The 22,725-nt window shown below is 71.1% G+C and carries 16 protein-coding genes and 1 pseudogene; 14 read left to right on the forward strand and 3 right to left on the reverse strand.

Annotation, left to right across the window (positions count from 1 at the left end):
* Positions 1-36: 36 nt before the first annotated feature.
* Positions 37-264 (reverse strand): hypothetical protein, encoded by a 228-nt coding sequence (locus tag NR112_RS17880; RefSeq protein WP_256795638.1) that lies wholly within the window; start codon positions 262-264, stop codon positions 37-39.
* A gap of 149 nt (positions 265-413) precedes the next feature.
* On the opposite strand from NR112_RS17880, the gene NR112_RS17885 reads away from it, so the two are divergent.
* The 8 genes from NR112_RS17885 (at position 414) to NR112_RS17920 (ending at position 9,571) form a co-directional block, all read left to right on the forward strand.
* Entirely contained in the window at positions 414-3,020 is a 2,607-nt protein-coding gene (locus NR112_RS17885) for a LuxR C-terminal-related transcriptional regulator (RefSeq protein WP_256795639.1), read from the forward strand.
* A 142-nt stretch (positions 3,021-3,162) separates the two neighbouring features.
* On the forward strand, positions 3,163-3,390 hold the full coding sequence (locus NR112_RS17890; RefSeq protein ID WP_256795640.1) for a hypothetical protein: 228 nt from the start codon (positions 3,163-3,165) through the stop codon (positions 3,388-3,390).
* A gap of 124 nt (positions 3,391-3,514) precedes the next feature.
* Positions 3,515-3,895: an SHOCT domain-containing protein gene (locus NR112_RS17895; protein WP_256795641.1), complete on the forward strand. Its 381-nt coding sequence runs from the start codon at positions 3,515-3,517 to the stop codon at positions 3,893-3,895.
* A 5-nt stretch (positions 3,896-3,900) separates the two neighbouring features.
* The gene (locus NR112_RS17900; protein ID WP_256795642.1) at positions 3,901-5,028 is read left to right on the forward strand and encodes a M20/M25/M40 family metallo-hydrolase; all 1,128 of its coding nucleotides are present in this window, start codon (positions 3,901-3,903) and stop codon (positions 5,026-5,028) included.
* Positions 5,029-5,032: 4 nt separating this feature from the next.
* Positions 5,033-5,455 (forward strand): hypothetical protein, encoded by a 423-nt coding sequence (locus NR112_RS17905; protein WP_256795643.1) that lies wholly within the window; start codon positions 5,033-5,035, stop codon positions 5,453-5,455.
* A gap of 31 nt (positions 5,456-5,486) precedes the next feature.
* Complete coding sequence (locus NR112_RS17910) at positions 5,487-6,842, forward strand: anaerobic C4-dicarboxylate transporter family protein (RefSeq protein WP_256795644.1); 1,356 nt, start codon at positions 5,487-5,489, stop codon at positions 6,840-6,842.
* Between the two features lie 54 nt (positions 6,843-6,896).
* A complete protein-coding gene (locus NR112_RS17915) occupies positions 6,897-8,258 on the forward strand; it encodes a M20/M25/M40 family metallo-hydrolase (protein WP_256795645.1) in 1,362 nt (453 codons plus the stop codon).
* Positions 8,259-8,275: 17 nt separating this feature from the next.
* A complete protein-coding gene (locus NR112_RS17920; RefSeq protein ID WP_256795646.1) occupies positions 8,276-9,571 on the forward strand; it encodes a sodium:proton antiporter in 1,296 nt (431 codons plus the stop codon).
* Positions 9,572-9,593: 22 nt separating this feature from the next.
* Here the strand turns inward: NR112_RS17920 and NR112_RS17925 are convergent, their stop codons facing one another.
* Positions 9,594-10,982 carry a threonine/serine exporter ThrE family protein gene (locus NR112_RS17925; RefSeq protein ID WP_256795647.1) on the reverse strand — a complete coding sequence of 463 codons (1,389 nt, stop codon included), beginning with the start codon at positions 10,980-10,982 and terminating at the stop codon, positions 9,594-9,596.
* Positions 10,983-11,107: 125 nt separating this feature from the next.
* Between NR112_RS17925 and NR112_RS17930 the strand changes: the two genes are divergently transcribed.
* The 3 genes from NR112_RS17930 (at position 11,108) to NR112_RS17940 (ending at position 18,179) form a co-directional block, all read left to right on the forward strand.
* The gene (locus NR112_RS17930; RefSeq protein ID WP_256795648.1) at positions 11,108-12,646 is read left to right on the forward strand and encodes an MFS transporter; all 1,539 of its coding nucleotides are present in this window, start codon (positions 11,108-11,110) and stop codon (positions 12,644-12,646) included.
* Positions 12,647-12,774: 128 nt separating this feature from the next.
* Positions 12,775-16,815: a Pls/PosA family non-ribosomal peptide synthetase gene (locus NR112_RS17935; protein ID WP_256795649.1), complete on the forward strand. Its 4,041-nt coding sequence runs from the start codon at positions 12,775-12,777 to the stop codon at positions 16,813-16,815.
* Positions 16,812-18,179: a M1 family metallopeptidase gene (locus NR112_RS17940; protein ID WP_256795650.1), complete on the forward strand. Its 1,368-nt coding sequence runs from the start codon at positions 16,812-16,814 to the stop codon at positions 18,177-18,179. The genes NR112_RS17935 and NR112_RS17940 overlap by 4 nt, the downstream gene beginning before the upstream one ends.
* A 4-nt stretch (positions 18,180-18,183) precedes the next feature.
* Here NR112_RS17940 and NR112_RS17945 read toward each other — a convergent pair whose 3' ends face one another.
* Complete coding sequence (locus NR112_RS17945; protein WP_256795651.1) at positions 18,184-18,882, reverse strand: 4'-phosphopantetheinyl transferase superfamily protein; 699 nt, start codon at positions 18,880-18,882, stop codon at positions 18,184-18,186.
* A gap of 153 nt (positions 18,883-19,035) precedes the next feature.
* Here NR112_RS17945 and NR112_RS17950 point away from each other — a divergent pair, with 153 nt between their 5' ends.
* The 3 genes and pseudogenes from NR112_RS17950 (at position 19,036) to NR112_RS17960 (ending at position 22,616) form a co-directional block, all read left to right on the forward strand.
* Positions 19,036-20,493 (forward strand): DUF2252 domain-containing protein, encoded by a 1,458-nt coding sequence (locus tag NR112_RS17950; RefSeq protein ID WP_256795652.1) that lies wholly within the window; start codon positions 19,036-19,038, stop codon positions 20,491-20,493.
* A gap of 66 nt (positions 20,494-20,559) precedes the next feature.
* A pseudogene (gene glsA, locus NR112_RS17955) lies at positions 20,560-21,569 on the forward strand (glutaminase A).
* Between the two features lie 816 nt (positions 21,570-22,385).
* Complete coding sequence (locus tag NR112_RS17960; protein WP_256795653.1) at positions 22,386-22,616, forward strand: hypothetical protein; 231 nt, start codon at positions 22,386-22,388, stop codon at positions 22,614-22,616.
* The last annotated feature ends 109 nt before the right edge of the window (positions 22,617-22,725 follow it).

Below are 22,725 nucleotides of genomic sequence, written 5' to 3' on the forward strand. Positions count from 1 at the left end.
ACGAGGATGAGTTGCCCCACCCCTCGACGACGACGGTCAGTTCGCGGGGTCGTTGGGGGCGCCGGGGGCGCCGACCTGGTGCACCGCGGTCACGCCGATCCCGAGCGTCTCCAGCAGGGCCAGGACGCGCCGCAGGGCGTCGGGGTCGGCCTTGGGGAGGCTGAGGACCGTCGCGCCCGCGACGTCTCGACTCGGGATGGGGCCGAGCGCGTCGGCCAGGTCCGCCGACAGCTGTCCGTCGACGACGATCTCGTACACCTGCATGGTGAGCCTCACCTCCCGGACGCGGCGACATCTTTCGCCACGGTCGCTCAGATGACTACGCTGTCCCGTGTCAGGTCATCCCCACATCCCTCAACGGGGGTGACCTCTTGGAGACAGGGGCTCAGATGGTCGGACCACGGCACGCCCGCATGTCCCTGCCTCCCCCTACCCCAGGCGCCATCGACCGCCCGCGGCTGACGCTGCTGATCGAGCAGCGCCCGGTCACCGTGCTCGCGGGCATGGCGGGATTCGGCAAGTCGACGCTGCTCGCCACGACCGTCGGACGGCAGCGGGTCCGCGGCGCGGGTCTCTGGCTGACGGTGGACGACTCCGACCGGGACCCCGTGCGTCTGGTGTCGGACCTGCTGGCTGCGGCCAGCCTCGCCGGCGTGGCGCAGCTCACCGCCGCGCTGGCCCCGCTCCGGGCGTCGTCACTGCGCGCCGAGCCCCTCACCCTCGTCGACGCGCTGCTCGAGGCGCTCTACGACACCGCCGAGCCCCTCGTCGTGGCCCTCGACGACGCACAGCACCTCACGGGGTCGAAGGCATCGGCTGCGGTGGTCAACCACCTGCTCAGATGGGCCCCGGACAACATGCGCGTCCTCATCGGCGCGCGGGTGATGCCGCCGTTTCGACTGCAGCGACTGCGGCTCGACGACCACCTCACCTACCTCGCCCACAACGAGCTCGCCTTCAGCGCGGACGAGACGGCCGAGGCGGTCAAGGCCTCCGGTCTCGAGCTCGACGCCGAGACGGTCGCCACGATCCACGATGCCACCGGCGGGTGGCCCGCGGGCGTACGCATGGCCATCCTCGCGGCCAGCCACATCGACCGACCCGACCGGCCGCGCAACGTGCCGACCGAGCTACGCCGCGACCGAGCCCTGGCCGACTACCTGGCGACGGAAGTCCTCGCGGCCTTGAGCGGCGAGCTGCGGGACTTCGTCCTCGACAGCTGCCTCGACGAACGGGTGTGCCCGTCCCTCATCGACAGCATGCGCGGCACGACCACGGCCGAGATGCTCCTCGAACAGTGCCTCGCCGACGGGATCTTCCTCTCGCGCGGCGCAGCCGCCACGGACGAGCCCTGGTACGAGTGGCACCCGCTGTTCGCCAGCCACATCCGACGTCGGCTGTCGACAGACCAGCCCGAGCGCGCCGTCGAGCTGCACTCCGCGGCGGCGGCGTGGTGGGTCTCCGTCGACGCACCGACGGCGATCAGGCACGCGGTCGCTGCAGGTGACGGTGACACGGCGGCCCGGATCTTCTCGGAGCACTGGTTGGAGCTGTTCCTCGAAGGCCGGGTGGATGCCGTCATGGACGCGGTGCAGCACCTCCCGCACGCCGTCGCCGACGGCGGCGACGCACATCTGGCCCAGGCACTGGTGCTCGTGCGCCGCGGCCGGCTCGACGCCGCCCGGGGCGAGATCGACGCCGCCCGACGTGCCGTGGAACGGCTGCCCGAGCAGGACCAGGACGGGCTCAGGGAGCGCACCACGATCGTCGAGCTGTTCCTCACCGGCTACGACCAGGGTCTGGGCGCCGCTGTCGAGTCCGGCGAGGCGATGCTGGAACGGCTCTCGCGGGGCGGGCGTGTGCCGGACCCGGCGCTCCAGGCCTCCGTCCAGGTGTTCGTCGGGATGGGCGAGGCACGACTCCAGACCGATGAAGCTCTGCCGCTCGGGATGCTCCGGGCCTCCGCTGCGACCGCGCACGACACCGGTCTGCTCGCTCTCGAGCTGACCGCCCTGGCCGAGTCCTGCATCCCCGCGATCGCCGAGGGCCGGCTCACGGAGGTGCACGACCTCGCCGTCGACGTGCTGGCCCGAGCGGCCGAGCGCGGCTGGGTCGGGCTCGTGACGCTCGCTCCCGCTGTCGCCTACCTCGGTTGGCTGGACTACTGGCGAGGAAACCTGACGCAGGCGAGGGCCCAGCTCGAACGAAGTCTGTCGATGGTGTTTCCCTTCGACACGCAGATGCACGGGCTCATGCTGAACTTCCACGCCAAGACCTGTCTGGCGCTCGGTGACGTCAAGGCGGCTCGGGCCAGCATCGCCGCCATCGCGATGGAGTTCGGGTCCGGGACCGTCCCGCCCTGGGGTCCTTCGATGCTCGACGGCCTCGAAGGACTCGCCCTCATCGCCGAGGGCAGGCCGCGTGAGGCAGCCGCGCTGGCGTCGTCCGCCCCGGCGGAACCCGAGTACAGGCTCGCCGCCGCCCACCGGGCCCGGGTCCTGCTCATGGCGGGGGATCCCGCCGGTGCGCTCGCGGAGCTCGACCGAGTGCCCGTCGACAACGCCTTCGTGCACATCACGTGTCTCTCGCGCTGCATCGAGGCGGAGGCCCGGTCGATGCTGGGCCGAGCCGACGCACACCTCTCGCTCGAACGGGCGTTGGCCGCCGCCGAGCCCGACCAGCTCTACGGACCCTTCATCGCCGGCGGCAAGAGGATGGTCGACCTGCTCAAGGCCCATCTGCGCCACGGGACCAGCCACCCCGCCGCACTCACCCAGGTGCTCGCACGCCTGGCGAGAGAGCACGAGCACCACGTGCCCGGGTGGAGCGAGCGCCTCACCGACCGCGAGCGCGTCATCCTCCAGTACCTGGCGACGAACCTCACCAACGCCGAGATCGCCGAGGCCGAGTTCATCTCGCTGCACACGACGAAGACGCACATCGCGCACATCTACCAGAAGCTCGGCGTGGGCAGTCGGCGGGCCGCCATCCGTCGGGCCGCCGAGCTGGATCTCTACTAGGACGGACCGCGAGCGCGGACCGAGCGGTCGTCGCCGACCATCCTGCGCTCATCTCCCCCTCAGCGGATGACGCGCCCCAGTCGACGCGTGCGACATCCTGCGACAGAGACGAGCGAGATGCCCGTCGCGAGAGGGGTCGAGCATGCGAGCGATCGTGGTCGTGGCCGGTGACGTCGACGAGCGCGACGTGTGGCCGTATGCCGTCTGGGCCGACAGCGACGGCACGAGCACGACGTTGAACGTCCACGTGCACGACAGCCAGGAGCTCGTCGGTGTCCTCGCCGCGCTGACCGCTTTGGGCCTCGAGGTCACCTCGACCCGGGTCGTCGACGATCCGGGGGGAAGCGGACCCTCCTCAATGCTCCGGTGAGCTCCGATCTCGCTCTGGGAGAGCGATGCCGCGGTGCCCCCGGCGGATGAGTGTGGGGCTCGACAGTTGGTCAATCCACTCGAACGCTGCCGGACACGGTGGCACTGAAAGGTCGGTCCTCACCATGGACTTCTGGAGCTTCTTCTGGCTGCTCGTCTGGTCCTTCTTCTTCGTCGCCTACCTGATGATGCTCTTCCAGATCTTCGGGGATCTCTTCCGTGACGAGTCCCTGGGCGGCGTCGCCAAGGCCCTGTGGGTCGTCGTGCTCATCTTCTTCCCGCTCATCTCGGCCCTGGTCTACGTCATCGTCCGCGGCAGGGGCATGGCCGAGCGGACCATGAAGCGCAACTCGGAGCAGATGGCGGCGCAGGAGGACTACATCCGCACCGTCGCCGCGCCCAAGACGTCCTCCATCGAGGAGCTGACGCAGGCCAAGGCCCTGCTCGACGCCGGCGCCATCTCGCCCGAGGAGTTCGCGCAGATCAAGAGCCGGGCCCTGGCGTGACCTCCGTGGCCAGGGGCGGACCACGGCCGACGGATTCCGTCGACCGTGACCGCCTGCTGGCCACGTTCCTCGGGCTCGTCGCCGTGGACAGTCCGACAGGCCACGAGGAGTCGATCGGCACGATCCTCGAGGCCCGCTTCCGTGAGCTGGGCTGCTCGACCACGAAGGACGACATCGGCAACATCATCGCCGTCTACCCCGGCACACGGCCCGGGACGATCCTCGTGTCGACGCACATGGACACGGCCGGCACCGACCGGGGGATCGTCCCCATCATCGGCGACGACGGCGTCATCCGGACGGACGGGTCGACGATCCTCGGGGCGGATGACAAGTCTGGTATCGCTGGCTGCCTCGAGCTGCTGAGGCTGCTGCAGGCCAACCGCCACTGGTCCTTCCCGACGATCGAGTTCGTGTCGACCGTCGGCGAGGAGCGAGGTCTGGTCGGCTCACGTCACCTCGACGTGAGCCGACTCGAGGCCACGCACGGCTTCGTGCTCGACACCGCCGGGGTCATGGGGTCGATCACGTACTGGTCCCCCACCTCGGTCTACCTCACCATCACCGTCCACGGCCGCAAGGCCCACGCGGGCGTCGAGCCCGAGAAGGGCATCAGCGCGGTGCGGGTGGCCGCACAGGCCATCGCCGCGATGCCTCTCGGACGCATCGACGAGGAGACGGTCGCCAACATCGGCACGATCCGGGGCGGCGAGGCCCGCAACGTCATCCCCGGCACGGTCGAGCTGGAGGGGATGGCGCGCAGCCACGACCAGGACAAGCTCGACGAGCAGCTCGAGGCGATGCGGAGCGCGTTCGAGCGCGCGGCCCGCGAGGCCGGTGCGACGGTGGACTTCGCGGCGGAGGAGGTCTACAGGACGTACAAGATCGCCGAGGACGCCCTCCCCTACCGAGAGGCAGCCGCTGCGACCCGGTCCCTCGGGCTCGAGGTCACGCCACGGAAGTCAGGTGGCGGCACCGACGGAAACTACTTCAACGCCAAGGGGATCCCGTGCGTGGCGTTGCCGACCGGCATGGTCGACGAGCACGCCACCAGTGAGCACATCGCCCTCGACGACATGGTGCTGGCCTGCCAGAACCTCGTCGCGATCGTCACCCAACCAGCGCAGGAGTGAGCGCATGAGACGCCGGACACTGCGTCGAACGGCAGCAACCGTGGCCGTATCGGCGACCCTCGTCCTCGGAGGCTGTGCCACCGCTCCGGCGACGCAGGACCTGTGCAGCAACGCCAAGAATCTCACCACGGCGGTCGAGGAGATGCGCGCCCTCAAACCGGACGGTGCGAAGGTCGACGCGCTCACGGCCAAGGTCGATGCCGCCCTCGCCAAGCTCGACCAGTTCCAGGCCGTGACCGAGGGACGGTTCGACTCCGCCGTCTCCACGCTGCGCGCGAACCTCGACGCCTTCCGCCAGAGCCTGGCCGCCGCCAGCAACGAGGCGTTCACCGCCGCCGCACCGCAGCTCACGTCGTCGCTCAAGGACGTGAGCTCAGCGTACGCGGCCCTGAACGAGTCGCTCGCCACCCAGTGCCCCGCCGGTTGACCGACCGGGCATCTCGCGAGGAAGGAACGACATGAGCGTCAGCTTCGTGCTCGAGGCACTCGTGGTGCTCGGGGCGATCGTCATGGGAACCCGCGCCGGCGGCGTCGGCGTCGGCCTCTGGGGCGGCCTCGGCACCTTCGTGCTCGTCTTCGTCTTCCGCGAGCCGCCCGGCGAGCCACCCGCAGCAGCCCTCGCGATCATCCTCGCCGTCGTCACCTCCGCAGCGATGATGCAGGCAGCCGGCGGGATCGACTGGATGGTCTACGTCGCAGCAGGGGTCATCGAGAAGCGACCCAAGCAGATCACGCTCATCGCACCCCTCACGGCGTTCCTCTTCTCGATCGGCGCCGGGACGAGCAACATCATCTACCCCCTGCTCCCGGTCATCTACGACGTGTCGTACAAGAACCACATCCGCCCCGCGCGGCCGCTCACGGTGACTGTCGTCCAGTCGGGCATGGCCCTGGCCGCCTCACCTGTCTCTGCCGCCATGGCCGCGATGCTGACGCTCACCGAGGTCGCGCCCTACAACCTCGGGCTGACGCAGATCCTCGCCATCACCATCCCGTCGTGCGTCATCGGCATCGTCGTCACCTCGCTCGTCGTGAACCGGATGTGGAAGAACCTCGACGACGACCCCGAGGTGCAGGCCAGGATCGCCTCCGGCGAGCTCGCCGCGCCCCAGCAGGCCATCGAGGGTGAGTCGGCCTCCTCGAGGCTGACCTATACCAAGGAGGGGCGCAACTCCGCGCTCGCGTTCCTCGCCGGCGTCATCCTCATCGTCGTCTTCGGCCTCTTTCCCCAGCTGCGACCGGCGTTCGCTGCCGAGGGCGAGGCCGCCGTGCCCATCGACATGACGACGACAATCGTCATGGTGATGTTCGTCGTCGGCGTCGCGATCCTCTTCCTCGGGCGCCCCGAGGTGAAGACCGTTCCCGACCAGTCCGTCTTCAAGGCCGGCATGATCTCGGCGATCGCGCTCTTCGGGATCGCCTGGCTCACCGCCACCTTCATCTCGGCCCACGAGGACTACATCGTCAGCACCATCGGCGGATGGGTCACGAGCTGGCAGTTCATCTTCGCCCTGGCCGTCTTCCTCGTCGCCGCACTGACGACGAGCCAGTCGACGGCGACGCGGACCATCGTCCCCATCGGCCTCGCCGCGGGCCTCCCGGTCGGAGTCGTCACGGGCATGTGGGCCGGGGCCCTGAGCGGCGTCTACACCCTGCCCGCTAACGGCACGCAGATCGCCGCAGCCAACTTCGACCTCACGGGCACGACCAAGCTCGGCACGAAGCTGCTCGACCACAGCTTCTTCGTCCCGATGCTCGTCATGTCCGTGGTCACCATCGCCGTCGGCGCGCTGATCGGCGGGATCTTCTTCTGACCCGCCTGACCGTGCCACCTGACCGCGCCACCTGACCACCCCGAAGGAGAGACCATGCAGGCCGACGAGATTGCCGACAAGGCCCGGGCCCTGATGCCCGGGGTCATCGAGGACCTCGAGAAGCTGGTGGCGATCCCGTCGATCGCCTTCCCCGGGTATCCCTCGGAGCCCATGGAGCAGATGGGGGCCACGACCTTGCAGATGTTCCGTGACGTCGGCTTCACCAACGCCGAGCTCATGGAGGTGCCCTCGGGCTACCCGCCGATCTATGCCGAGATCGAGGGGCCTGAGGGCTCGCCGGTCGTGGTGCTCTACGCCCACTACGACGTCCAGCCGGCACCCCCACAGCAGGGGTGGACAAGTGACCCGTGGACGGCGACCCACAAGGACGACGGCCGCATCTACGGCCGCGGTGCCGCCGATGACATCAGCGGGCTCGTCAGCCACCTCGGCACGCTGCGGGTCTTCGACGGAAAGCCGCCCTGCACGGTCAAGCTGATCCTCGAGGGCATGGAGGAGACGGAGAGCAACCTCGAGGCCTTCGTCGAGGCCCATCCCGAGCTCTTCGCCTGCGACCTCTTCGTCATCTGCGACATGGGCAACCTCCGTGTCGGCGAGCCGGCGCTGACGACGGCGCTGCGTGGAGACGTCGCCTGTGTCGTCACCGTGCGCACCCTCGAACACCCGCTTCACTCGGGCGTCTTCGGCGGTCCGGCGCCCGACGCCATGATGGCCCTCGCTCGACTGCTCTCGACCCTGCACGACGACGAGGGCAACGTGTCGATCGCCGGTGCGTCCACCAGCGTGTGGGACGGGGCGGACCTCACCGAGGACGACCTCCGGTCGAGCGCCGACGTGCTCGACGGGGTCGAGCTGACCGGCACCGGTCGCATCGGTGACCTGCTGTGGGCCCGCCCGTCCGTCAACGCGATCGGCATCGACATGACGAACATCGCGACCTCCTCGAACGTGCTCATCCCCGAGGCCAGGGCCAAGATCTCGATGCGGATCGTCCCGGGGTCCGAGCCGGAGGCAGAGCTCGACGCCCTGGTGACACACCTCGAGACGCACGCTCCCTGGGGCGCCAAGGTCGAGGTGCAGCGCACCAAGGCGGCCCCTCCGTTCCTCTGCAAGACGGACGGGCTGGGGTACGCGGCTGCGCGCGACGCGTTGGCGGAGGCCTTCGGCCGCCCGGCCGGAGAAGCGGGGTGCGGCGGGTCGATCCCGCTGCTGCGCACGCTCGAGACGGCCGCTCCCGGCGCTGAGTTCGTGCTGTGGGGACCGGAGGACGTCGCGGCCGCGCGGATCCACGCGTCGGACGAGAGCGTCGACCCCAGCGAGATCGAGAAGATGATCGTGGCCCAGGCCCTCCTGCTCCAGCGGCTCGCCGACGGCGCCGGATCCGGGTCCGGCTAGGCCGCGGCGGCCGGCACATGACGTGGGTCGTCGCGGTCTTCGCGCTGCTGGTCATCGTCTTCGTGACCCAGTCGGCCCGCGTCGGCCGGGCGCACCTGACCGGCCCCATCGTCTTCGTCGCGGCCGGCATCGTGCTCGGCCTCGCCCTGACGAGCGGGGCCGACACGAGGACGAGCCGCACCATCGCCGAGGTGACGCTGGCGCTGACGCTCTTCCACGACGCGGCACAGCTGCAGCCACGCGAGGTGCGCGGTGACTCGGTGTTCACCGGCCGCCTGCTCCTCATCGGGCTCCCCCTGACGATCGGTGCCGGTTACCTGCTGGCCCGCGGGATCTTCCCTGCGTCCAGCGTCTGGCTGGCACTTCTCCTCGCTGCCACCTTGGCTCCCACCGACGCCGGACTCGGCGCGGCCACGGTCCTCAACCCGGCTGTACCGGTCCGGGTGAGGCGCATCCTCAACGTCGAGAGCGGACTCAACGACGGGATGGCAACTCCCGTGGTGCTGTTCGCCGTCGCTGCTGCTGCCGGAGTCACACCCGAGGATGCCCTCGTCGACGCCCTGCGAGAGCTCGCGATCGGAGCGCTGGTCGGGATCGTGGCGGGATATGCCTCCGGCCGGCTGATCGAGCGGTCGCGCAGAGCCGGGTGGGCGGAGTCTGCGCTGCTGCCGGTCGCGACGCTCTCGGTGCCCGTGCTCGCCTACTACGGCGGTGTCGAGATCGGCGGAAACGGGTTCGTCGCCGCCTTCGTGGCGGGGACGGCATACGCTGCCGCCCAGAGGGACTCGAGGCACACGCACGCCGGGCTGGAGATGACCGACCGGCTCGCGGCGCTGCTCGGGTTCGCCGTGTGGCTGCTCTTCGGGATCACCGTCGCCCACCACCTCGACTGGATGGTGCGGTGGGAGAGCATGCTCTTCGCGGCACTCTCCCTCACCGCTCTTCGGATGCTGCCGGTCGCACTCTGTCTGGTCGGGACCGGACTGCGAAGGGAGACGGTGCTCTTCGTGGGCTGGTTCGGGCCGCGCGGGCTCGCCTCGGTCGTCTTCGCGCTCATCACCTACGAGACCCTCGGCGCGGCGGACCCCGCCGTCCAGACCGTCATCGGCGCGGTTGCCACGACCGTGCTCCTCAGCGTCGTCCTCCACGGGTTCACCGCGGGACCCTGGGCGCAGCGCTACGGCGACTGGGCGCGGCGAACCGGTCCGGCCGTCGAGACCCGCCGCGCGGCGGAGCCGCTGGCGGTGCGACGGTCGGTGGGCGGGCACACCACGATCGGGCCCGGGGACGAAGCCGGCACGCCGTCGCCCTGAGCCCTCGGTCGGCAGCCGAGATCTAGATCCCGCGCCAGGTCGACGTGGCGCGACCGATGCGCTCGGACAGCCCGGAACCGACGACCACCCCGACGGCGATGGCCACGATGGACAGCAGCGCGTTGACGAAGTCGCCGAGGCCCCCTGCCTGGTCTGCGCCGACGATACGAGCCACGCCCTGCAGGCCGAGCGCCCCCGGCACGAGCAGCCAGAAGGTCGGCAGGAAGGTCACCGGCACCGGAGGGCCGCTGCGCCGGCTCTGGATCGCGTAGCACACGGGCAGAACGACGGCCGCGGCCAGGAAGCTCCCGCCGAGCGTTCCCAGAGCACGTCCGGACAGCGCCTGGACGCCGTACGCGACGTACAGCACGACGAGCAGCCATCCCAGGGTGCGGCGCGGTGCGGACGAGGCGACGAACTGCCCGATACCGAAGACGAGCACGCCCAGCCAGGGCGCCCATGCTCCCAGAGCCTCCGGCGCGTGACGCACGGCCGGCGGCAGGCCGGCGACCTCGGCCCCCATCGCGATGCCGAAGGTGAGCACGAGCAGGCGCTCCAGCCCGTAGACGAGCCGGGCCGACCCGGCCAGCATGTCGCCGGTCGACAGCTCGACGGTCGCCATGGTGAGCGCCGCACCCGGCAGGAAGGTTACGAGCGCGGGGATGACGATCTCCAGCGGCGGCGAGTCGAGCGCCGGGCCCACCCACTGGAAGACGACGGCCGTGACGACCGTGGCCGTGACGACGGGGAGCACGAGCGCGAGCATGGGCTCACGGTCAGCCCACCATCGCAGGCCGCCGACGAGGAAGCCGATGATCAGGAACGCCGGCAGGGCACTGGCGGTGGGGTTGAGCATGAGGCCGAGGCCGACGGTGAGGACGCCGCTGGCGAGGACGGAGACCCCTCCGCCGAAACGTGGTCGCGCAGCCACCAGCGCGTCGAGTCGCTCGGATGCGACGGCGGCCTCCACCGTCCCGTGGCGGATGTCGTCGATGAGGCGATAGAGGGCGTCCACCTGGTCGAGCCGCAAGGGCACACTGCTTCCGGCCTGGAAGTCCATGCGGCTGGAGTCTCCCGTGCCGATTCGCACGAACACCCCGGTGGGCACGACGAAGAAGGTGACACCGGTGGCCGCGTACACGGCGGCCACCTCCTCGAGGATCTCGGTCACGCGCTCCGTCGCGTCCCCGGCCCGCGACATGACGACGCCGAGGTGGCGGAGGAGCTCGAGGACGGCTTCGGCAGGTGGTGCGTCGAAGTCGTCGGGCTCGGGATCTACTGCTGGGCCGAGGGGTGCCAGCTGCCGCTGGGCGATCTCGGCGACTCGGGACCACACGCGGCGAGTCACCGCTCGCACTCGCCCACCGGGGGAGACGAGCCTGCTGGAGGCCGGGTCCGCATCGCTGGACACGTCATTCAGGGTGGCAGGTGCCGCACCCGTCAGAGTCATCCTCCACGGGTGACTCTGACGGGCTGCGGGCGTCCTAGATTCGAGGAGCGCGGCAGGCGCGTGTGCTTGGCGGAGGGAGCGCAACCATGACCGAAGCGAGTTCGTCAGCCGCGTCGGGGAGTTCCGGACAGGCGACAACGCAGACTGCGGCCGGCGCGGGCGGGGTGCTGGCCGCCACCTGCCTGTCGACGTTCGTCGTCAACGCCAACACCTCGGCGGTCAGCATCCTCCTGCCCGCCATCAGCGCCGACACGGGCATGGACGTCACGACCCTGCAGTGGGCGGTCACCGGCTACTCGCTCGTCGGCGCCGCCGTCATCGTGACCTCCGGCTCGCTCGGTGACGTCTTCGGCCGGAAGCGGATCTTCCAGCTCGGCCTCATGCTCTTCGTCGTGTCCTGCATCTTCATCGCCCTCTCGTCGTCCGGAGGCGCCGTCATCGCCGGCCGCGTCATCCAGGGCGCGGCCGGCGCCACGATCCTCGCGTGCGGCCTGAGCCTCCTGTCCGTGGCGAACGACGGGGAGGCACAGCTGCGTGCCGTGTCGCTCTGGGGCGCCGCGGCTGCCGTCGGTGCCGCGGCCGGCCCGCTCATGGGTGGGGTGTTGGTCTCGGTGATGGGCTGGCAGGGGCTCTTCTGGGTCGACGCCGTCATCGCGGTCGTCTGCATCGTCATCACGGCCCGGCAGGTGTCGGAGTCGAGGGACACGACCCGGTCACGCTCGATCGACTACGCCGGCTCGCTGCTCATCGCGTTGACGCTGGCGCCACTCATCCTCGCCCTGAGCAAGGGCGGGGACTGGGGGTGGGCATCGGTCGCGACGCTGGCCTGCCTCGCCATCGGCGTGGCCGCGGGATTCGGCTTCGTGGCCGTCGAGCGACGGGTGGCCGTCCCGATGCTCGACCTCGGCCTCCTGCGCAACCGCGTCCTCGTCGGGTCGACGGTCGCCATCCTCATCGGCGCGGGCACGATCAACGCCTTGATGTACCTGCTCAGCCTCTACTTCCAGGACCCGAACGCGCTCGGCTTCACCACCCTCCAAGCGGGCCTCGCGACCCTCCCGGCCACGGTCGGCCTCGTCGCCATCGCCGCTGCCGTGCCTCGGCTCACCGCTCGCCTGGGAGGCCGCCAGGTGGTCGCCATCGGCTTCGTCCTGACCGCCGTCGGCTTCGCGGCCCTCGGGTTCGCCGACGCCGACTGGGCCTACCGCGCGTTCCTGCTGCCCCTGCTCGCCGTCGCCGTGGGAATGGGCCTGTCGAACGGGCCAGCATCGTCCGCCTCCACCGCGTGCGTGCCGGAGAAGCAGGTCGGGTCCGCATCCGGGGTGTCGAACATGGCGCGCTACGTCGGAGCCGCGGTCGCCACGGCGCTGGCCGCCACGATCTACGGCGCCGTCATCGCCGACCGCACGGCGGAAGGCCACACGGCTGGGGAGGCCTTGGCCTCTGGCCTCGCGACCGCCTCCTGGGTGATGGCCGGCTTCAGCATGGCCGGCGTGCTCATGGCCGTCCTGATGGGACGTCACCAGCCCGCCAAGGGCACCATCCACGACGCGGCGGCCGCCGCGGCGTCCACGGCCATGACCCTGCGCACCACCGCCACGGGAAGCGCGGTCGCAAAGGTCTGACGCGGCGCCACCCCCGTGCGGAGAAACGGGGTGTCATCGCCGATCCGGCACCATCCGTTCACCCGACCGCGTTACGTTCGGCACAGAGGTTGACGCCGATCGGGCGTCGGCCCCGACGAGGAGCGCGCATGGTGGACCCCCTGCTGGCCGGTGACCGCGCCGCCGCTCCGAGGACGCTCGTCGACGTGCTCGCCGCCGTCACCTCGCGTCACCCCGAGGCGCCGGCGCTCGACGACACCGTCACCGTCCTGACGTATGCCGAGCTGACCGAGCAGGCGAGACGGATGGCCGCCGAGCTCGTGGCCGCGGGTGTATGCCGTGGCGACCGGGTGGGCGTGCGCGCGCCGTCCGGGACGACCGACCTCTACGTCGCCGTGCTCGGCGTCCTCCACGCCGGGGCGGCCTACGTGCCCGTCGACGTCGACGACCCGCAGGAACGCGCCGACCTCGTCTTCTCCGAGGCCGGCGTGGCAGCGGTCGTCGGGGCCCGTCGCCAGATCACGGTGCCGTCGTCCGGTTCGCCCGCGCGCTCCGCGCGGCGTCCTGCGCCACGCTCCCTCCGCGACGGTCGCCAGCGGCCGGCCGTGCTCCCGGATGTCCGGGTGACCGACGACGCCTGGGTGATCTTCACCTCGGGGTCCACCGGCGTGCCCAAGGGTGTGGCGGTCTCCCACCGTTCGGCGGCGGCCTTCGTCGATGCTGAGGCCCGGATCTTCCTGCAGGACAGCCCGATCGGGCCGGGTGACCGCGTGCTCGCCGGCCTGTCGGTCGCGTTCGACGCCTCGTGCGAGGAGATGTGGCTCGCGTGGGGACACGGGGCCTGCCTCGTCCCGGCTCCGCGGAGCCTGGTGCGCACCGGCATGGACCTCGGACCGTGGCTCGTGGCCCAGGACGTCACGGTCGTCTCCACGGTCCCGACGCTGGCCGCGCTCTGGCCGGCCGAGGCCCTCGAGCCGGTGCGGCTGCTCGTCTTCGGGGGCGAGGCGTGTCCGCCCGAGCTCGCCGAGCGGCTCGTCGCCCCGGACCGCGAGGTCTGGAACACCTACGGCCCCACCGAGGCCACCGTCGTCGCCTGCGGAGCGCGACTCGACGGGACCACCCCGATCCGCATCGGTCTGCCCCTCGACGGCTGGGACCTCGCCGTCGTGGGGCCGGACGACCAGCCCGTCGCCCAGGGCGAGACGGGCCAGCTCATCATCGGCGGCGTCGGGCTCGCCCGCTACCTCGACCCCGCCAAGGACGCCGAGAAGTACGCCCCCATGCCGACCCTCGGATGGGATCGCGCCTACCGGTCCGGCGACCTCGTCGTCAACGACCCGGAGGGCCTGGTGTTCGTCGGCCGCGCTGACGAGCAGGTGAAGCTCGGCGGTCGCAGGATCGAGCTCGGGGAGGTCGACGCGGCGCTGCAGTCCCTGCCGGGTGTCTCAGGGGCTGCCGCAGCGGTCAAGACGACGGCGGCCGGGAGCCAGGTCCTCGTCGGCTACGTCGTGCCCGAGTCCCGCAGCCGCACCGACCTGACTGCATCGCCTCCCGACTTCGACCGGACGTCCGCGCTCGCGCGCCTCCACGACGAGCTGCCGGCCGCCCTCGTGCCGGTGCTCGCCGTCGTCGAGTCCCTGCCGACGCGCACGTCGGGCAAGGTCGACCGGGCGGCGCTGCCGTGGCCGCTGCCGGGCGCCGCCGACGACGGCGAGCCCAGCGATCTCTCCGGCACGGCGGCCTGGCTCGCGGGTCACTGGACCGCAGTGCTCGGCACCGAGGTGCGTTCGGCGGAGGCCGACTTCTTCGACCACGGGGGCGGGAGCCTGTCGTCGGCCCGGCTCGTGTCGCTGCTCCGCGAGCGCTACCCGACGGTGACCGTGGCCGACGTCCACGCGCACCCGCGCCTCGGAGCCCAGGCGGAGCTGCTCGAGACCATGGACACGGCCGACGGGTCCCGGACCGAGCGCACGGTACGCCGCATCCCGCGCAGCACCCAGCTCGTGCAGACGGCGGTGTCGCTCGTCCTGCTCACGGTCAAGGGACTGCAGTGGCTCGTGGGTCTCGCCACCCTCACCGAGCTCCTGCGCCTCGCCGACCTCGCCGACTGGTCGCAACCGGTGTCCTGGTGGGCCCTCGGCGTCGGCTGGCTCCTCTTCATCACCCCGCTCGGTCGGATGGGCCTGTCCGCGTTGGCCGCCCGGGTCCTGCTCGCCGGCGTCACGCCTGGCAGCTACCCCCGCGGCGGGAGCGTCCAGATGCGGCTCTGGGCCGCCGAGCGCTTCGCCGACGCTATGGGTGCCATCACGATGGCGGGCGCGCCGTGGATCATCTACTACGCGAGGATGCTCGGTGCCTCGGTCGGACCCGGTGTCGACCTCCACTCCGTGCCTCCGGTCACCGGCATGCTGACGATCGGGTCCGGTGCCAGTGTCGAGCCCGAGGTCGACCTCTCCGGCTACTGGATCGACGGAGACGTCGTGCACGTCGGCCTCGTCCACATCGGCCGCGAAGCGGTGATCGGTGCCCGCAGCACCATCGGTCCGGACGTGCACATCGGCCGTGGCGTCGTCGTGGAGGCCGGCTCGACCGTCCTCCGGTCCGTGCGACCCGGACGGGTCGTCGCCGGGTCCCCGGCCCGGCGGGTCGACGACCCGAGCCAGTCGAAGTGGCCCGCTGAGCGTCCCCCGAACGCACCGGCCTGGCTCGTCGTCTACGGGCTGTCCGGCGTCCTCCTGTCGGTCCTGCCCTTCCTCGCCCTCCTTCCCGGCGTGCTCGTCGTCGGCGGCGCGGTCGCCCGGGCCACGGCGTCACGCGAGGCGGTCGTGACGGCATACGCGGCGGTGCCGGTCGTGACCGTCCTCGGCCTCGCCTCGCTCGCCGCCATCACGATCGTGCTGGTGCGGCTGCTCGCGATCGGCCTGCGCGAGGGCTACCACCCGGTGCGCGGCAGGGTCGGGTGGCAGGTGTGGGCGACCGAACGTCTCCTCGACCAGGCGCGGACGTTGCTCTTCCCCGTCTACGCCAGTCTCATCACCCCGATGTGGCTGCGCGCCCTCGGCGCCCGCGTCGGCCGTGACGTCGAGGCCTCGACGGTCCTGCTGCTGCCCTCGATGACGTCGGTCGCCGACGGCGCCTTCCTCGCCGACGACACGATGGTCGCCGGCTACGAGCTCGCCCACGGGTGGGTGCACATCGCGCCGGCCAAGATCGGCAAGCGCGCCTTCCTCGGCAACAGCGGGATGACGGCGCCGGGGCGCCGGGTGCCCAAGCACGGCCTCGTCGCAGTGCTGTCCGCCGCGCCCCAGAAGTCCAAGGCCGGGTCCAGCTGGCTCGGCAGCCCGCCGGTGCGGCTGCGGCGCCCCCCGCAGGGATCCGACGACGAGAGGACCTTCGCTCCACCGCTGCGACTCAAGGTGGTCCGTGGCCTCGTCGAGCTGTGCCGGATCGTGCCCGTCATGGTGACCGTGGCCATCGGTGTCACCGTCCTCGTGGCGCTCCAGGGGCTCGTCGACCGCGTCGGCCTGGTCGGCGCGGCGGTCCTGGGCGGTGTCGTCCTCGCCGCCGCCGGGGCCGTCGCCGCCGGCGTGACGACCGTCGCCAAATGGGTCGTCGTCGGCCACATCGGTGCCGTCGAGCACCCCCTGTGGAGCTCGTTCGTCTGGCGCAACGAGGTGGTCGACACGTTCGTCGAGATGGTCGCCGGACCGTGGTTCGCGTGGACGGCGACGGGCACGCCGGCCATCAACGTCTGGCTGCGAAGCCTCGGGGCCCGGATCGGGCATGGGGTGTGGTGTGAGACCTACTGGCTGCCCGAGGCGGACCTCGTGACCCTGGGTGACGGCGTGACCGTCAACCGGGGCTGCGTGCTCCAGACCCATCTCTTCCATGATCGAATCATGAGCATGGACACGGTCACGCTCGAGGACGGAGCCACGCTCGGCCCCAACGGGGTGATCCTGCCCGCCGCGAGCATCGGAGCGGCCGCGACGGTGGGTCCGGGTTCGCTCGTCCTCCGCGGCGAGGCCGTGCCGCGCGGGACTCGCTGGACCGGCAACCCGATCGCACCGTGGAGCGGAGCCGACCCGGTGGCCGACGCGTCCGGACCGGCGCCGGGCGCATCGTCCGGCGCGTCTTCTGGCGCGTCTTCTGGCGCTTCTTCGGGCGACGTCGCGAGCGGCGTGCGATGACGGGCGGCCTCGTCCAGCAGGTGCCCGCCCTGACCGACGCGTACACGCCCGACCGTGGCGACCCCGCCTACGAGGTCACCCACTACGACCTCGACCTCGACTACAAGGTCTCGACCAACCGCCTCGCCGGTCGCGCCGTCCTCGAGATCACCGTCCTCGAGGACGTGCGGCGGCTCGTCGTCGACCTCGTGGGCCTGCGGGTCCTCAAGGTGTCGGTCGGTGGCCGGGCCGCCAGGTGGGTCCACCGCGGGCCCCGTGTCGTCGTCACCCCGTCGGTCCCGCTGGCGCGCGGCCAGCGCGCGCAGGTCGCGATCACGTATGCCGGCACGCCCGGGCCGGTGGCGACGCGCTGGGGCGACGTCGGCTGGGAGGAGCTCACCGACGGTGCGCTCGTGGCCGCGCAGCCCAACGGAGCGGCGACGTGGTTCCCGTGCAACGACCATCCCCGGACGAAGGCGACGTACCGCCTGGCGTTCGAGTGCGACTCCCCCTACGACGTCGTCGCGACGGGCACACTCGTGGCCGCCCGCGCACGAGGCAGCCGGACGCGACGGGTCTTCGAGCAGGGGGTCCCGATGGCGACCTACCTCGCCACCGTCCACGTCGGCCGCTACGTGCGTCGCGCCCTCGCGCCGGCGGACGTGCCGATCGTCGTCGTGCTGCCGGCGACCCGCGAGCGCGACGTCATGCACGACCTCGAGCGGCTCCCCGCCATGACGAGCCTCTACGAGGCCCTCTTCGGTCCCTACCCCTTCGACGACTACACCGTCGTGGTCACCGCCGACGACCTCGAGATCCCGCTCGAGGCGCACGCCATGGCGACGTTCGGGCCGAACTGGCTCGACGGGCGTCGCCGCCACGAGCGGCTCGTCGCGCACGAGCTCGCCCACCAGTGGTTCGGCAACAGCCTGACCCCGGCGACGTGGTCCGACATCTGGCTCAACGAGGGTTTCGCCTGCTATGCCGAGTGGCTCTGGGCGGAGCACGCCGACGGCGTCCCGGTGCGCGTCAACGCGGCGACCCACTGGTCCCGGCTCTCCCGGCTGGCACAGGACGTCGTGCTCGCCGACCCCGGGCCCGACCTCATGTTCGACGACCGCGTCTACAAGCGCGGGGCGCTGACGCTGCACGCCCTGCGGGTGGAGCTCGGTGACGTCGCGTTCTTCGACCTCGTGCGCGACTGGGTCGCGGCCCACCGGCACGGGTCCGTGACCACCGACGAGTTCGTCAGCCACGTCGAGACGTTCCTGCGGGAGACGACGCCCACGGACAGGGACGGTGACGCCGCCGCCCGGAGGGCACGCGACCTCCTCGAGCGGTGGCTCTGGGCCACTCCCCTGCCCCGGTTCGCCCAGCGCGCCTGACGCCTCAGTGGGCGCGTACCGCCAGCGCTCCTCGGCCGGACTCGAGAGCGACGGCGGCGGCATACGCCCTCGGCACGTCGAGGTCGACGACCGTCACCGACGGCATACCGGCGACGATGTCGGTCGGGATGCCCGGCGCGGGCGTCACGAAGGTCGTCGGATCGACGCGGAGGCCCAGCCCCAGCGCCTTGAGGGCGGCCTCCTTGCGCACCCACGTCGTGACGTCGGTGAGTTCCCCTGTGCCGTGGGCTCGTTCGTCGGAGTGCAGTGCCACGTCGCCGTAGCCACCGAACGCCACGGCGTCGACGACCTCGACGTCGACGCCCACCGGTCCCGACCGGCTCAGGGCGAGCGCGACGACGTCGCGGGTGCGACTCAGCGACAGGTGCAGCCCGGGGTCGTCGAGCAGGCGGGGGGCGCCGTGCTGCCGACCGCAGTCGGGGCACGTGCGGTCGAAGCGCAGCGACTCCGGTGGTCGACCCACGATCCGACCGATCTCCCGACGAGCCAGGGCGTGGAGCAGAAGGTATGCCGCTGCGTCGCGTCGGTCGGTCAGACGCACCCACCGCTCGCGCTCGTGCACGTCGAGCACGGCAGCGGAGGCGGCTGCAGCCTCCGGGACGCCGGCCGCCGCCGTCGTCTCACGCACCCAGACGTCGACCGTCGCGTCGGTCGGCCTTCGCGAGCCCTCGGTGCCGTCCACGCGCCAAGGATCGATGCTGTGACCTCGGTCCGCAAGCCACCCTCCGGCGGGAGATAGCCCTGTCGAGGTGATGCGCGCCCTCGCCGCTGGTGCGAGCGTCGAGGGGACCGCACCACGCGCGGCCTCACGAGGCGTGACCCCTGAGGAGAGACTGTGAGCAACGAGAGCCGGTCAACGACCACGTCCGGGGCGCGAGCGGCGACGGCGCCCCGCAAGGTGGCCCACCTGACTCCGGACCAGCGCGTGGCCCGGGGCAAGGCCGCCCGCAACGAGACGCCGAGGCGGAGCCACGGGTCGTGGGAGCAGGCGACGAACCGTCCCGACCCCGTCGCGCTGCTCGAGGAGCAGGCGACGAGCCGGGTCCCCGAGCTCGTCCCGCTGCGCTACGGACGGATGCTCGTCTCTCCGTTCACGTTCTACCGCGGGGCGGCGCTCATCATGGCGAGCGACCTGGCCCCGACCCCGCGCTCGGGGTTCATCACCCAGATCTGCGGCGACGCACACCTGTCGAACTTCGGGGTCTTCGCCTCGCCCGAGCGCCGGCTGCTCTTCGACATCAACGACTTCGACGAGACGCTCCCGGGCCCGTGGGAGTGGGACGTCAAGCGGCTCGCAGCGAGCTTCGAGATCGCCGGTCGCGACCGGGGCTTCTCGGCCGCGGACCGCCGGGACGTCGTCAGGTCCTGCGTCGCCGAGTACCGCGCGCGGGTGCAGCTGTTCGCGGCCGCGCGCAACCTCGACGTCTGGTACGCCCACATCGAGGTCGACAAGCTGTTGGAGATCCTCGAGAGCAGCGTCACGAAGAAGCAGCGGGCCAAGGCCCAGGCCAACGTCGCCAAGGCCCGCACCCGGGACAGCATGCAAGCGTTCACCAAGCTGACCCACGAGGTCGACGGGCAGCGCCGCATCGTCTCGGCGCCCCCTCTGATCGTGCCGATCGAGGACCTCGTGCCCGAGGGATCGGGACGCGACGACGTGGAAGCTGAGCTGCGCGGCCTCATCCGGTCGTACCGGCGCACCCTCGAGACGGACCGGCGGGAGCTCCTCGAGTCCTTCGACTACGTCCACACCGCACGAAAGGTCGTCGGGGTCGGCAGCGTCGGCACCCGCGCCTGGATCCTGCTCCTGCTCGGCCGGGACGGGCAGGACCCTCTCTTCCTCCAGGCCAAGGAGGCACAGGAGTCCGTCCTCGAGAGGTTCGTCGGAGCGAGCCGGTATGCCAACCACGGCCAGCGAGTCGTCGCCGGCCAGAGGCTCATGCAGGCGGCCAGCGACATCTTCCTCGGCTGGCAGCGCGTCAACGGGTTCGACGGTGAGGTGCGTGACTACTACCTGCGCCAGCTGCGCGACTGGAAGGGCTCGGCCGACGTCGACACCATGAGCGCCGGCGTCATGTCCGCGTACGCCCGTGTCTGCGGCGCGACACTGGCCCGCGCGCACGCCCGCTCGGGTGACCGCATCGCGATCGCCTCCTACCTCGGCACGAGCGACGCGTTCGACCGTGCGATCGCCGACTTCGCGTCGGCCTACGCCGATCAGAACGAACGCGACTACGAGGCCCTCGTGGCCGCTGTCCGGTCCGGGCGCCTGGAGGCCGAGAGCGGCATGTAGGGGCCGTGCAGCCGTGTCATGGTCCACGCAAGACCAGCAGGGAGGCCCGCGATGACCAGCCTGTCGATGCATGAGCAGCTTCCGTTCGACGAGGAAGCGGTCAGATCGTCGATCTCGACCGGAGAGCTGCCAGAACCGGACGAGGTCATCGCCGCTGTCACCGAGGCGTACGAGCGGTATCGGGGCAAGCGGGACGGTGCCGTCGCCGACTACATCCCGGTCCTGGCCGAGGCGTCGCCGGACTGGTTCGGCATCTCCGTGGTGGGAGCTCGGGGACGGTCGTTCGAGATCGGGGACGTCGAACGGACGTTCTCGATCCAGAGCGTGTCCAAACCGTTCGTCTTCGCGCTGGTCTGCGAGGCCCTCGGGGACGTCGACGCCCGACGACTCCTCGGGGTCAACAGCACCGGCTCCCCTTCGACTCCCTGGTCGCGGTCGAGCTCAACCTGGAGCGGACCATGAACCCGCTGGTGAACGCGGGCGCGATGGCGGCCACGAGTCTCGTCCCCGGGAGCACGGCCGAGGAGAAGTGGGAGCGGGTCCGGGAGGGCCTCTCGCGCTTCGCCGGTCGTGAGCTGAGCCTCAACGAGAGGGTCTACGCCTCGGAGTCCGCCACCAACCTGCGCAACCAAGGCATCGCCCACCTGCTGCAAAGCTACGGCCGCCTCTACTTCGACCCGGACGAGGCCACCGACGTCTACACACGCCAGTGCTCCCTCGACGTGACCGTCCACGACCTTGCGGTCATGGCGTCCACGCTCGCCAACGGTGGGGTGAACCCGGTGACCGGAGAGGCGGTGGTCGGGCGCGGTGTCTGTCGGCGCGTCCTCGCGGTGATGGCCACCGCGGGCCTCTACGAACTGTCCGGCGACTGGCTCTACGAGGTCGGGGTCCCCGGCAAGAGCGGGGTCAGCGGCGGCATCGTCACCGTCGCACCCGGCAAGGGCGGCCTGGCCACGTTCTCCCCTCCCCTGGACGTCGCGGGCAACAGCGTGCGCGGGCAGCTGGTCACCAAGTACCTCGCGGAACGACTCGGGCTCAACCTCTTCGCCTCGGCGACGGTCTCGTCGGAGTGACGACGGCCTCTGACCGGTCCGCAGCTGCGGTCCTCGACCCTGTGTCGATGAGTGGCCGGGGCCTGAGGCCGAGGCACGACGCCGCGCACGCGCGGGACGTCAGGCGGCCCAGACCTGGGGGTCGATGAGGCTGACGAGCTCCTCAGGTGGCTTGCACGCACGCGAGCACAGGACCACCGGCACCTCGTCGAACCAGAGGACCTTCCATCCTGTTCCGTCTTCGTCCAGCTCCCGCGCTGCATGGAGTTCTCCCCCGCACCCCTCGGTCGGGCACGGGATCCGGATCGTGTCCACGTCCACCTTCGAACACCCTCCTGGCATCTGGGCCATCGCTCTGCTGATGGGGGGTCCGGCACGGCGCTGGCCGACCGCAGTCACCCTCCGCTGATCCATACCCATCTGGGGGCGCGCACGGGCGTCCTTCGAGGTCGCCAGTTCTCAGGGCTGGTGTGTCGCCATCAGGGAATAGCTCTCGTGCGTTGGGGTACGGGGACAGCTGACACCGGCACGCCCGAACCACCTCTCCTCAAGGAGCCGACATGAGTGGTCAGATCCCCCCGGTCCCGATCCAGACGGACGCCAGCACACCGTGCGACTGTGACAACTGTCCCGACGGCTGCACCTGCGACAGCTGCCGCTGCGAGGACTGCACGTGTTCCCAGTGCTCGCACGCCGCGTGAGCGGGTGTGCCGCTCGGACGGACGAAGAGGCCGGATCGAAGGAACCATGAGCATCACACCATCTCCGCAGCACCGAAGCAGCATCGGCGCTGCGCCGCCAGCTGTGAAGCAGCCCTCCAGCGAGCTCCGTGAGGAAATGGCTGCCCTGTCCGTGCGCGAGCTCCTGGCCGAGCTCGCGAGGCTGCAGGACCGCGCCAACTCGGAGCTCATCGGCCAGGGAGGACGGATGCTTCCCGGGCAGGTCCATCGACGAGCCGAGCTCGAGCGGCGGGAGCGCTACATCACCGCAGAGCTCGCGAGACGCCGCACCGCAGGTCCGGAGTCCGTCGACGTGGGTCAAGTCCGTATCGGTGGTGTACGACGGTGATCCGTCGGGGTCGTTCGGTTAGGCGGTGATCGCCGCGGCGATCAGGTCGTTGGTCACCTCCTCACGATCGTCGTCGGTGGTGCGGTCGGTCAGGACGGCTCGGGCGTTC

The sequence above is a fragment of the Terrabacter sp. Ter38 genome, assembly GCF_024519435.1.
In the GTDB taxonomy this organism is placed as follows: Bacteria; Actinomycetota; Actinomycetes; order Actinomycetales; family Dermatophilaceae; genus Terrabacter.